Source organism: Mesorhizobium sp. M8A.F.Ca.ET.181.01.1.1, from assembly GCF_004792025.1.
Taxonomy (GTDB): domain Bacteria; phylum Pseudomonadota; class Alphaproteobacteria; order Rhizobiales; family Rhizobiaceae; genus Mesorhizobium.
This window is the reverse complement of record NZ_SRTV01000006.1, coordinates 1-12,637: the sequence shown is the minus strand read 5'-3', so window position 1 is coordinate 12,637 and position 12,637 is coordinate 1. Positions and strand designations below refer to the sequence as shown.

Genomic DNA, 12,637 nt, shown 5'->3' with positions numbered 1-12,637 from the left:
GTCATGCGGGCGGCCACGTCGTGGCGTTTGACGCGGGCCAAGCGATCTAGGCTGCCGAGCGTTTGTCCGTCGCCTGTGGTGACGATCCACACACCCGCCTTGTCGCCAGCGGCCACGGACAGGCCACGCTCGGCGAGTGCAGCGCGCAGCGCGGCCGGGCTGTCGCTGGCCGCCCAGGCTGCTTGAACAGCTTCCCGCACATCAGGAAGGCTCAGGCCGTGGCGGTCGGCCCGCGCCCGCTGGCGCGACGACATGGACGACTGTGGCGGTTCGGGCGGCGCATCGCACCGGACCCGCGCGGCAACATCGGCACGGCCGGTGTACTCCAACTCCGCTGTAACGGCTGCCGTCCTGCGGCCGGGGGTCAGGCTGTGGCCGAAATCGTGCTCCAGCGCTCGCGCAGCGGCCTCCAGCCGCACGAAAGAACGGCCGTCGTCTAGCGCCTTGCCGTCGGGGCCAACGTTGCTGACAACCAAGTGATAGTGCGATTTGACGGCGCTGCCACGCCTGGGCTTTTCCGAATGCTCCCAGACGACATGCGCATGGTCTTCCGCGCCCATGGCTGCAAGAACACGGACGACGGCCTCCTCGCGCTGGTCGTCCGTGAGTGCTTCAGAAGGATTCAAGGAGATATGGTGATAGGCGACCGTCGCCCGGCTGCCATCGCGCAGCGCTTCCATATAGGTCAGCGCCTCAGGGGCGGTCCCCGTCGGTGCGGCGACGTGGACCACGCGGGAACGCTGGCCCTGCTCCTTGGACAAGTGCGCCAGCAGGTACTGAGTGTCGCGGGCAGTGCGGCCATGGCGAACGGTCGTGACGATCATCGCGGCTCTCGATGGGCAAGGACGGCAGCCGTCAAGCGGGCAAGCTCCGTCCGGAGAGCCGCCAGCTCATCGGCCCGGATACGTCCGCCCTGGTGAGCGTGGCGGGCCATCTGATTGACGTTGTTGCCGATCCTGCCTGCCTCCCCGAGCAGTCGTGCGATGGCCCTCGCTAGCCCGTCCGGACGGCGGCGCACGGTGGTGGCGCGACCGACCGCTGCCATGACGGCCTGCCGGGCATAGGAACATGGGCCGAGCCCGGCGGCGGAGGCTGCTGCGTCAAGGGCGGCGCGCTCATCGGCGGTCAGGCGGATGGTTGTGGTGGCCGTCACGGACGGAACCCCGATGCTACGTCCGGATCATCCTCGACACCCTTTTGCGATCGACGTGCCATACGAATCCGAAAAGCCTCCAAAGCGCCGTCAGATGAGGTCGCTGCCGCTGTGGTTGCCAAGCGCTCAAGCTCGCGCTGTCGATCCGGATGCATGGGCCTGCTCGACCTTCGTGCGAGCGTGGCTGCAATATCCTGTCTCTGAGATTCGGTCAGCGAATCCCAGGAAGCCAGAAGAGTGGCGATCACGCCCTTGGGCGGAGTCTGCTGCGTCATGCGTCGTCTCCTATCTCGACCGCCGGGCGGCGGGTGGGGGTCAACGGGGGAGGTTTCCTCCCCCTTGCCAGCGGGCGGGGCGTAGCACCGACCATTGCTGGCTACCCTCCAACGATTGCGGCCGGCGGATGGGGAGACAAGGGCTGCTGGTCAGTTTTCGAATTAGGCGCTGCAACGCGGCGATGGGGATTTTCCCGTGAGTCAAGATACCGGACGACCTCGGCGAGGGCATCGTACGGGCATTCCTGCGCGTTAGAATGTTGACGCTGGTGTCCGAACAGCCGGATTTGAGAAGTCAGTGGCCGTCCGATCGACAACCCGCCGCAGCGCCTTTCCGCGAAGGGGTGCGACGTGCCAGCGGCTTGGCTTGGGTCTTCCTGTCGGAGATTGATTTTACAATCCGGGATCGCTTCGCTCTGACTTGGTAGGGCTACGCCACCATCTACCGTCACGAAACGTGAACAGCCTTGGAAACCAAGGCGTTCAGCTGTTTTTCACTGCTTCGGAAATTGCCTTCGAGAGCTGTCCCATAGAAACCTCAAACTGGGCAGCGAGATCGCGAATGGAAAGCCCGTCGCGAGCCTGGAGATACAGAGCGCGCCGCCCGAGTGCGAGCCTTGCGGACTGCGCCTCGGCACGGGACGCAGCGCCCTTCCGCCGACGGCTGGCTTGTTGCCGCTCTGTCGCGAGTTCCCTGCTGCGGCCTTGGTCAACGAGCATCCGGAGTCCGGCTTCCCGCATCTCGCCGGGGTGAATTTCGAGCCAGTCAATAACCGTCGAGGATCGCATGCGGTAGCGGGGGTCCACCTCGCGACCGTCATGCTCAAGCCTCGTCCCTGCGGCTGCCATTCGGGCGCGGGCAAGGGCCGATGACATTCGACTCTTGGTCTCGGCTCCAGTCCAGCCGGCCGCTTCCATTGCGAGGGCTGACAACTCTCTCTCCAGAACGGCAGGCGGTGAAAGATGCGACATAGCCACCGCTGCACAGAAAAGCCACTTGTCCCGTTCGCCGGATCGGATGGACCCTTCGGGATACCGGAGCGCCCGCAGCCGTTGCAGATCCGTCAACAATGTCTCCGCCCAGGTCTGCGTGGTCAGCGTGTGGACGGGTGTGCCGGCTGCCCCGATGCGCCCTGCCGCCTTCCTCTTGGCACGTTCGACCGACAGGCTGCGTAGCTCGGCGCGCGTATGCGGCAGCACCTCGTCGGCGAGGTCGCCGAAGACATGACGGTAGGGCGCAGCTGTCGCCCCCTGACACCAAATCATCCGGACGGTCGCGTCCAGCGGGTCGGCTCGGCTGTTGGTCGAACCGGCTACCCGGAACACGCGCGCGGCATCGAGGGCGGCCTTGTCAGCACCGAAGCGTGTCAGGACAGCCGCCAAACGAACTTGGACGGCTTGCCAGCGAGGGAGCGCTGCGCGGGGCAGGAGTTCCGTGAGCCACACCGCACACAAGCCACGGCCGGTCTTCATGATGTAGGAAGGAGCCGGGATTCCTTCCTCATCCAGCGCCGACAAAATGCCCTCAGCGACAGCCTCGGAGGGCTTGCCTGCGTGTGTTGCCCGCGTCCGATAGTCGAGGTCGACATAACACGCTCCGAGCGTCGAAAGTTGAGCTATCCGCCGCCAGCCTCGGAACGCGTTCTGACTGACATACAGGTCTTCGGCTTCGCCCCGCACAACCAGGTCGCCTGCCAGATGCGCGGCTTCCGACAGGTCCACGGACCACTCCCGCCAAGGACGTTCGTGGTCGCGGACACGCTGGGCGAAGGAGACTGTTCCACACCTCCGCCCGCCGTCCAATCGCGTGTTGCGAGGGTGCAGCGCCGTCAGGTGCTCGAACGGCCCGAAAGCCTCGTAGTGCCTACGTTCGTCAACAAATTTGGTCTGAGGGGTAGACTTCGGCGTCTGGTCGGCTGGCCTGATTGCCAGCCGGGCGGTCACTCGTTGCCAGCAAGGGGCTTTACAATCTCAACGCCGATGTTCATCATTATCGAACAATCTCCAAGAAGGCCGCTGAGGGTTCCCGCCCTGTGACGCGGCCTTTTTTCATGGTCGGCCGGCCGGCGGACTAGGTCAAGCTCTCACCTCTCCCTCCCGGCCTTCGGCCATGCTGCGCCCTCCCGGGGAGGGCTCACGCACCTCGCGGGGCGACCTGGATACCCGCTGGGCCGTGCCGGCACGGCCCAGCGGGCCAAAGGAAAAGAGCAGCGTATAAAGACGACGCTCTGGGCGACCGAACTTTCGGACAGAGCCGCCCGGAGCCGAAGGAAAATTCGCGTCCGCGATCCCGGTTAACAAGGGTCGCCGTAGGAGGTTCAGCATAGCGCCGCCACAGGCGGGAACCGGGACCGACGGCCCCCGGAGAGCGGTCCATTTGAAAGAAGGGGCGGGCTTTTCTAACGGGGGTGGAATCTGGTCGATTCCGGCCTTCGCGCAATAATCTGTCGCGTTCTAAGGGGTCATAGAGCGCTGCTTTTGAGGCAGGCGGTATCTGAACCCATGGAATTCTGGCGGCCCTAGACAAGGCGTAGCGGTGCATGGGAGGGGGCGGTAGCTGGTCTTCTCGCAGTGGGCACGGGATGGCACAATGGCATATGGCAGATACCGTTTCACCTGAAGTCCGAAGCCGGATCATGGCATCGATCCGGGGGCGCGACACAAAGCCGGAACTGACAATTCGGAATGGCCTCCATGCCCTGGGGTTTCGCTATTCCCTCCATTCTTCGAGATTTCCTGGAAGGCCCGACATTGTATTGACCAAGCACAGGGCCGTCATCTTCATCCACGGCTGCTATTGGCACGGCCACCGATGCGGCACGGCAAAGCTTCCTTCATCAAATGAATCGTACTGGCATCCGAAAATCGAACGCACGCGGGCACGCGACATCAGAAACGCCTCGGCAGTCGAATCGGCAGGCTGGCGGAGCCTGACAATCTGGGAGTGCGCGTTGCGCGGAAAGTCCGCACTCGGGGCCGAGCAGGTCATCGAGATGGCTGCGCAGTGGATAATGGCAGGAACTGCGTCTTGCGAGATCGCAGGGGATTCACTTCCTGAATCCTTCTGATACCATCCCGCCGAATCGGCGGGGCTTGCGGCGAGCCCGCCCGATTCACTGTAGCGCGTGAAACATTTCTTAAATGTTCTCGTTTTGTATCTGTCCAGAGGATCCCGGCTCCCGGAGGGAATTATGTCGCACAATGGAACCGTCGTAGACTTGTTCTGCGGCGCGGGTGGACTGTCCGAAGGATTCAGGCAGGCAGGTTTCCACGTCCTCGCCGGGCTGGATTATGACGAGAGCGCGGGCCTCACCTTCAGGGCTACGCACGAAGGGGCGAAGTTCCTTGGCGGGCGCATCCAGGACATCGAGGTCAAGCACATCCTGGCCGCGACAGGCCTGAAGCCGGGCGAACTCGACGTGCTCGTGGGAGGGCCGCCCTGCCAAGGCTATTCGGTCTACAACCATGGCCGCGGCGTACATGACCCCCGAGCAGGCCTTTTCAGGGAATACCTGCGCATCGTGAAAGGGTTGAAGCCGCGCTGGCTGGTTATGGAAAACGTCTCCGGCCTGACGAGCATCGCCGACGGCGGCATCATTCGCGAAATCCAAGAAGGCATGAACCGCCTTGGATACCATGTGGAATGGAAAATCCTGAAAGCTGAGGAGTATGGCGTTCCTCAGGAGCGGCGGCGGATATTCTTCATCGCGAACAGGATCGGCGCGCCTATTCGCTTTCCCGAGCCGACGCATGGCGAAGGCCTCAAGCCGTTCGTGACAGTGTGGGACGCGATCAGCGACCTGTCGCCCCTGAAAAACGGCGATTCGCACCCGGTGGAATCCTATGGAAGCCTGCCGATGAATCCGTACCAGCGCGAGCTCCGCAAGGGAGTGAAGCGGCTGACAAACCACTCAGCTTCTCGCCTTTCCAAGGTCAACGAGGAGCGGATGAAGCACATCCCGGCGGGCGGGAGCTGGCGCGATATCCCGTTCAACCTGCTGCCGGAGGGCATGAAGAGGGCCAAGCGGTCCGACCACACCAAGCGATATGGCCGGCCTCGCAAGACGGACCTTTCTTGCACGATCCTGACCAAGTGCGATGTCCATTGGGGTGCCTACATTCATCCTGAGCAAGACCGCGCCATATCGGTGCGGGAGGCGGCAAGGCTGCAGTCCTTCCCCGATTCCTTCGAATTCAAGGGGAGCCGGACTGACCAATATGTCCAAGTCGGCAATGCGGTTCCTCCGCTGCTCGGGCGTGCCGTGGCGAAGGCGCTGCTGGAGACCGACCGTTCCTTTGAGCGGGACGAACCCGAGAGCGCATCCCTCGCGGTCGCCTGATGGCGAAGAAAGCAAAAGCCGCCAAGGCGGACAAAAAGAAGCAGTTTTACGGCATCGCCGAGTGGTACGGCCAACGCTTCATTGGCTTGTCGAACGACAAGCGCAGGGAGTTTGTACAGGCCAAGAACACAGCCATGCCGTGCCCGTTCTTCCACCAAGTCCCGGCGCTTGGGCCGCAGAGCGGCAACCTTCACTGCAACAAGGCTGGTGGGGTATGCTCGATCCGAAACTTCCACCCGCCGCTCAAGCCCGGCGACGACATAACGTTCGGCCCGATCACGGCCACCTGTCCAAACCGCTTCCTCGAAAACGGGACAATAGTCAGGCATATCGGGAAGGAACTGCTGGGCACCGAGAACCCGCTGTTCGCCAAGGAAATCCCGTTCCTGCGAAGGCCGAAGTCCGTGGCTGCCGCCGATGCAATGGCGGACGCGGAGGAGGAGACCGCAGAGGAGGCCGACGACGAGGGTGTCCTTGATCCCGGCCAAGAGGATGTTGGCAGGATCGACCTGGTTTTCGTGCACCCAGAGGACGGCGCGAAGTGGTGCGCGGTGGAAATGCAGGCCGTGTATTTCAGCGGCGGCGCAATGTCGAAGGACCACGCCGAGATCATGTCCTTTAACGGCAACGGCGTTCCTATGCCGGGTGCCGCGCGGCGGCCAGACTTCCGCTCAAGCGGCCCCAAGCGCCTGATGCCGCAGTTAATGATAAAGGTCCCGACCCTTCGCCGCTGGGGCAAGAAGATGGTCGTGGTGATCGACCGCCCGTTCCTGGATGCATTGGACTACATGGAACCGATGGACCACATCTCGAACTGCGACATCGTTTGGATCGTCGTCGCGTTCGACGAAACTGAAGAGCCGGGCAAAGCCATCCTGAAAATCGACAGGACGATCTACACGACGCTAGAGGATGCTGTGAAAGGCCTTACAGCCGGCCGGCCGACCACTCTCCCCGAATTCGAAAGCAAGCTAGGTGGCAAGGTGGCGGAAGCGCTGCCCGCGCCGAAATTCGAGATCGGCGAGAATGGTGCGACAGTCTTCCCCAACCCCACCCCTTCCGGCAACTGACACCTTGCCGACGTTGCCGGGGAGTCGGATCGCCGTCTACGCGACGATCCTGCGACACCGCCAAGCGTCGAGGGCGTATTCCGAGAGCGTCTTCCTCGCCTTGAAATGGCGGTCGCGTTCAACCAGTACGCGGCCGGGGCCGCGAAGGCTCTGAAGCTCGGCAAGGCTGGCGTAGCCGAGTTCCGGGCTTCCCTGGCCGAGATCGCAGAGGCCAAACAAGGTATCCTCATCTTCGGCGAGCTCCGTGAAAAGCCAAGCCGCGCCCGTATTCGGGAGGAAGCACTTCACGAGCGGGTAGTGGTCTCGTTCACGTTGGTGCGAGAGATCCGCATTGCGGCGGAGAGCGGTGCGGAGTTCGTGGGTGAGAAGCATTTCCGGCCTCCTGTTTCGGCTGCACAATGCAGCCGTTCTGGAAGCCCGAAAGGGCGGGAAAGCGAGGCTAGCTGGATGCCGTAAGGCACGCTTGCGCTTGTCCATAAGCGTTGAGGAGCGGCCGCCCTATGAAGGCAGAAAGAACGGACACCGTGCAGCCGACAATAGGTGGCCGTGGAGGTCACCACCCAAGAAACGCATCCTGCGTCGCCTCGTCCGCATCTGCCTCCAAGAGCGCACTCCACACGGCACGGTCGTCTCGCCGAAAAGTAAACGGCGCTACACCTTCAAGCCGACGTGGGCCGAGTCTGGGCTTCAGGACCATAACAGCCCCAAGCTCGCCGCACTCAACGCGCTCAACAAGCTCACGAAGGATTCCCGACAAGCGGATACGGAGTGCTCGCCGCGCTTCCGCGTCGGCTTCCTCGATTTGGCGGGACAGCGTGGCGGCATCGGTAAGGCGAGCGATCATGCCGGGGTCTGCCGCCAGCCGCGCGGCCTCCGTCTCGGCGGCCTTGAGTTCCTTCTTGAGAGCCTTGACCTCGGCAGCGGCAGCCGAATAGCGCGCCTTGGCCTCGTCGTCATCGACGCTGTCAGGGTCGTCCAGAACGTCGCCCCAGCGCTTCCGCCGTGTATTTGCGGCTTCAAGCTTGACGCGGGCCACGGTGACGCGTTCGACAGCCACGGGGGTCGCGTCGTCCAGCGGACTGAACGCCTGCGCGTCCACAAAGCCGAGAGCGGTCAGAAGAGAGGGTTCCAGACGGTCCACGCGCCACCTGCGAGCATTGTCGCACCCGGCCTGTCGCTCGTGCGAGGAACAAACGAGATAGATCCCACCCTTCGGCGGAGCACCGTGATTCCGGAGGTGCATCGCTCCTTCACACGATGCGCACCGGGCGATGCCCTGCAGGAGGTGGACGGCGTTGCCCTTCCGACCTGCCGATCGCTGGCGACGGCCTTGGGTGGCCTCCTGCGCCCGACTATAGGTCACCTCGTCAATGATTGATGGGTAGAAGTCGAGAATGGGGTCACCATCCGGTTTCCGGTTCCTTGCGCGGTGTGTCCCCGTGTGAGGCTGATATTCGCCAAGCACGGCGCGGCCTTGAATGACCTTGGCAACACTGGAAGTATGCCACCCCTTGCCGCCTCGGAAAGGCGGTATGCCTTCGGCATTGAGGCGGCGCACGATCTCGCGACGGCCGGCCCCGTCGTTTGTCTCTTGGAAAACGCGGCGAACGATGGCGACACGTTCGGGGCGCTCCACGAACCGACCGTCCCTGAGTTCGAGCCATTCCGGACAGCGCGGCGTAAGCGGCCTCTGTTCGGTCCGCGCAAGGGCTTTCTTCTGCCGCCATGCCTTACCGACAAGTTCGGACTTCCGGACGGATTCAAGGTGTGCCTGGGTCATCTTGACGACAAGCAGGAGCATGGCGGAAGGGTCGGTTCCCGAAAGGCGTTCAGCGGAATATTCCTGTCCGTCATCGGTGGTCACAAGGGTGATCCCGAGACGCACGAGGCGGAACAGACGGTCCGCTGCTGCCATCGGATTCTCGCGGCTGAAACGGTCCAGCGCCTCGATGACTAGGTACGATCCCTTTTCGACAATCCCCGCTTCGGCGGCATCGAAAAAAGCGCCAAGGGCACCCTCGCGAAAGTTCGCACCTGTAAAGCCGGATCGACCAAGGTCCCTAAACGACAACGCCTGATCGAGCTCGATCCCCTTGCGCTTGCACCACTCGATCGCGGCTGTAGATTGCCGACGGGTCGAGTCACCGCTGCTCTGCTCCGGAGTGGAAAAACGGAGATATGAGTAAGCTTTAGGCATGGTCCGATTCCCGTAACATATCCAACCCAATTAATGTAGCATAATCTGCTGATGGTCGGTCCGCCCGGCTCTGGAAAATCGATGCTGGCGCAGCGGCTGCCTTCGATCCTGCCGCCGCTGGCGCCGAAGGAGCTCCTGGAGGTCTCGATGATCGCCTCGGTGGCCGGCGAGCTCGGCGAAGGCAAGCTGACGGACCGGCGACCGTTCCGCGCTCCGCACCACTCGGCCTCGATGGCGGCGATGGTCGGTGGCGGCATGCGCGCCCGGCCGGGCGAGGTGTCGCTCGCCCATCACGGCGTGCTGTTCCTCGACGAGTTCCCCGAATTCACGCCGCAGACGCTCGATGCGCTGCGCCAGCCGCTGGAGACCGGCGACTGCATGATCGCGCGCGCCAACCACCGCGTCACCTATCCGGCACGCATCCAGCTGGTGGCGGCGATGAACCCGTGCCGATGCGGCATGGCCGGCGAGCCGGGTTATCGGTGCGTACGCGGCGAACGCTGCCGCACCGACTATCAAGCGCGCATCTCAGGACCGCTGCTCGACCGCATCGATCTTCGTATTGAAGTGCCGGCGGTCTCGGCCAGCGACCTGATCCGCCCCGACAGGGCGGAGAAGAGTGCTGACGTTGCACTCCGCGTCGGCCGCGCGCGCACGCTCCAGCGCGAGCGCTTCGAACGGCTCGGCGTCAACAGCGCCGCCACCAACGCGCATTGCGCGCCGGCTGTCATCGAGGCGATCGCCATGCCCGATGCCGCCGGCCTGTCGCTGCTCAAGGACGCCAGCGAAAAACTCGCCTTTTCCGCCCGCGCCTACCACCGGGTGTTGAAAGTGGCGCGCACGCTGGCCGACCTCGACGCCAGCGAAACCGTCGGCCGCATCCATCTGGCCGAGGCGATTTCCTATCGCATGAGCGCGGAGCGTGTGGCGCAGGCGGCGTAGAGACCGCAGCACTGGGCACAACATTGCCGGCTCTACGCTCGCGAGGCGACCTCGAGGCACCGGCCGGGCCGGTGACGGCTGGCAGATAACGTTTCGAAGCTGCGCGATGCGCTTGGGCTGAACTGAGCCCATTCAGGAGGGTCCGTGGACCGGTTCCGGTCCAAGCTTGCGCCAGCTCAGCCCTGTTTCGCCTTCAACTCCAGCCGCCGCTTATGCAGCACCGGCTCGGTGTAGCCATTCGGCTGGCTGGTTCCCTTGAACACCAGGTCGCAGGCGGCCTGGAAGGCGATCGAACTGTCGAAATCCGGCGCCATCGGCCGGTAGAGCGGATCGCCGACATTCTGCAGATCGACGATGGCCGCCATGCGCTGCAACGAATCCCTGACCTGGATTTCCGAGCAGACCTTGTGGCGCAGCCAGTTGGCGATGTGCTGCGAGGAGATGCGCAGCGTGGCGCGATCTTCCATCAGGCCGACATCGTTGATGTCGGGCACTTTCGAGCAGCCGACGCCCTGGTCGATCCAGCGCACGACATAGCCCAGAATGCCTTGCGCGTTGTTGTCGAGTTCGCGCTGGATCTCGTCGGGTGTCCAGTTCGGCCGCACGGCCACCGGCACCGACAGGATATCGTCGAGTTTCGCCTTCGGCCGGCTCTTCAGCGCCGCCTGGACGGCGTGGACATCGACCTTGTGATAGTGCGTGGCGTGCAGCGTCGCGGCCGTCGGCGACGGCACCCAGGCAGTGTTGGCGCCGGCCTTGGGGTGGGCGATCTTCTCGACCAGCATCGCCGCCATCAGATCGGGCATCGCCCACATGCCCTTGCCGATCTGGGCATGACCGGCCAGCCCGCATTCGAGACCGGTGTCGACATTCCAGGCCTCGTAGGCGGAAATCCAGGCGGCCTGCTTCATGTCGCCCTTGCGGATCATCGGGCCGGCTTCCATCGAGGTGTGGATCTCGTCGCCGGTGCGGTCGAGGAAGCCGGTGTTGATGAACACCACGCGCTCCCTGGCGGCGCGGATCGCTTCCTTGAGGTTGATGGTGGTGCGCCGCTCCTCGTCCATGATTCCCATCTTGATGGTGTTCTTCGCCATGCCGAGCAGCGCCTCGACGCGGTCGAAGATCTCGACCGCGAAGGCGACTTCCTCCGGTCCGTGCATCTTCGGCTTCACCACATACATCGAACCGGCGCGGGAGTTCATCCGCCGCCCCTTCGGCCCGACATCGTGCAGCGCGATCAGCGCCGTCATCGCCGCGTCCATGATGCCTTCCGGCACCTCGTTGCCGTCACGGTCCAGAATCGACGGATTGGTCATGAGGTGGCCGACATTGCGCACCAGCATCAGCGAGCGGCCAGGCACGGTGAGTTGGCCGCCGGCGGGTCCAGTGTAGGCGCGGTCGGGGTTGAGCTTGCGGACAAAGCTCTTGCCGCCCTTGCTGATCTCTTCGGCGAGGTCGCCCTTCATCAGGCCGAGCCAGTTGCGGTAGACGACGACCTTGTCCTCAGCGTCGACAGCGGCGACCGAGTCCTCGCAGTCCTGGATGGTGGTCAAAGCCGATTCCAGGATGACGTCGGCGATTCCAGCCGGGTCGGTGCGGCCGATCTGGTTGGCGCGGTCGATCAGGATTTCGGTATGGAGGCCGTTCTTGACCAGAAGCACGGCTTCCGGATTCTCGGCATCGCCGCGATAGCCGGCGAACTGTTTCGGGTCGGCAAGGGTGGTGGCGCCGGCGCCCTCGCCGAGCTTCAGCGCGCCATTGGCGATCGAGAGCCCGTTGACGCCTGCCCATTTGCCCGTGGTCAGCGGTACCGACTGGTCGAGGAAGTCCTTTGCCCAGGCAATCACCTTGGCGCCGCGCGCGGGGTTGAAGGCCTTGCCCTTCTGCGCGCCGCCGGTCTCGGGAATGGCGTCGGTGCCGTACAGCGCATCGTAGAGCGAACCCCAGCGCGCATTGGCGGCGTTGAGCGCATAGCGCGCGTTCATTACCGGCACGACGAGCTGCGGCCCGGCGACGACGGCGATTTCCGGATCGACATTTTCGGTCGAGACGCTGAAGGCCGGACCTTCGGGAACGAGATAGCCGATCTCCTTCAGGAACGCCTTGTAGGCGCCCATGTCGATCGGCGCGCCCTTGTCGCGGTACCAGCCGTCGAGCTTCTCCTGCATGGCATCGCGTTTCGCCAGCAGCGCCCGGTTCCTGGGCGCCAGATCATGGACGATGGAGGACAAGCCGTTCCAGAAGCGTGCCGCTTCGATGCCAGTGCCGGGCAACGCTTCGTCGACGACGAAGTCATGCAGCTCGCGGGCAATGCGCAATCCGGCGATCTCGATGCGATCGGTCATCAGGCTACTCCAGATGAAAGGCTTTGCGGGGCGTTTGGCATGTCAGGGGTGCAGGGTCAATTCAGCTTAGGGTGAAGGTGGGGCATTTTAGGCCTTCTTTGAAGACACATCCGTGCGGAGTGTTCTTCATCTGTTTGCGTGCGCCATTCTGAACCGTTCCCTCTACCTCCACCGTCACGGAATGGATCCTAGAGCGGTTCCTGTTTTGAGAGAATCGTAGGATTCCCAAAGCAGCTGGTTTGTGATTCAAGATGCTGGCTGGATTGGAGGCCAGCATCTGATGACGCGAGCGCTTTCAAACGATCTTCGTGAGCG

At 63.6% G+C, this 12,637-nt stretch carries 8 protein-coding genes and 1 pseudogene; 4 read left to right on the top strand and 5 right to left on the bottom strand.

What is annotated here, in order from left to right; all coding sequences use genetic code 11:
• Nucleotides 1-1,149: 1,149 nt before the first annotated feature.
• Complete coding sequence (locus EN824_RS21085; protein ID WP_135932662.1) at nucleotides 1,150-1,428, bottom strand: hypothetical protein; 279 nt, start codon at nucleotides 1,426-1,428, stop codon at nucleotides 1,150-1,152.
• Between the two features lie 483 nt (nucleotides 1,429-1,911).
• A complete protein-coding gene (locus EN824_RS21080; protein WP_135932661.1) occupies nucleotides 1,912-3,150 on the bottom strand; it encodes a hypothetical protein in 1,239 nt (412 codons plus the stop codon).
• An 875-nt stretch (nucleotides 3,151-4,025) separates the two neighbouring features.
• Between EN824_RS21080 and EN824_RS21075 the strand changes: the two genes are divergently transcribed.
• The 3 genes from EN824_RS21075 to EN824_RS21065 all read left to right on the top strand — a co-directional run bounded on the left by EN824_RS21075 (nucleotide 4,026) and on the right by EN824_RS21065 (nucleotide 6,838).
• Nucleotides 4,026-4,496, top strand: coding sequence for a very short patch repair endonuclease (locus EN824_RS21075; protein ID WP_135932660.1), 471 nt, complete (start codon nucleotides 4,026-4,028; stop codon nucleotides 4,494-4,496).
• 123 nt (nucleotides 4,497-4,619) lie between these two features.
• The gene (locus tag EN824_RS21070; RefSeq protein ID WP_135932659.1) at nucleotides 4,620-5,768 is read left to right on the top strand and encodes a DNA cytosine methyltransferase; all 1,149 of its coding nucleotides are present in this window, start codon (nucleotides 4,620-4,622) and stop codon (nucleotides 5,766-5,768) included.
• Entirely contained in the window at nucleotides 5,768-6,838 is a 1,071-nt protein-coding gene (locus EN824_RS21065; protein ID WP_135932658.1) for a NotI family restriction endonuclease, read from the top strand. Before EN824_RS21070 ends, EN824_RS21065 begins: the two co-directional genes overlap by 1 nt.
• Nucleotides 6,839-6,874: 36 nt before the next feature.
• Here the strand turns inward: EN824_RS21065 and EN824_RS21060 are convergent, their stop codons facing one another.
• A complete protein-coding gene (locus tag EN824_RS21060) occupies nucleotides 6,875-7,210 on the bottom strand; it encodes a DUF2958 domain-containing protein (protein ID WP_135932657.1) in 336 nt (111 codons plus the stop codon).
• Nucleotides 7,211-7,391: 181 nt separating this feature from the next.
• On the bottom strand, nucleotides 7,392-9,035 hold the full coding sequence (locus EN824_RS21055; RefSeq protein ID WP_135932656.1) for a recombinase family protein: 1,644 nt from the start codon (nucleotides 9,033-9,035) through the stop codon (nucleotides 7,392-7,394).
• A gap of 39 nt (nucleotides 9,036-9,074) precedes the next feature.
• On the opposite strand from EN824_RS21055, the pseudogene EN824_RS21050 reads away from it, so the two are divergent.
• Nucleotides 9,075-9,977: pseudogene (locus tag EN824_RS21050) on the top strand (ATP-binding protein); the annotation flags it as partial.
• A 176-nt stretch (nucleotides 9,978-10,153) separates the two neighbouring features.
• On the opposite strand, the gene EN824_RS21045 reads toward EN824_RS21050, so the two are convergent.
• Nucleotides 10,154-12,322 carry a malate synthase G gene (locus tag EN824_RS21045; protein ID WP_135932655.1) on the bottom strand — a complete coding sequence of 723 codons (2,169 nt, stop codon included), beginning with the start codon at nucleotides 12,320-12,322 and terminating at the stop codon, nucleotides 10,154-10,156.
• Nucleotides 12,323-12,637: the final 315 nt, after the last annotated feature.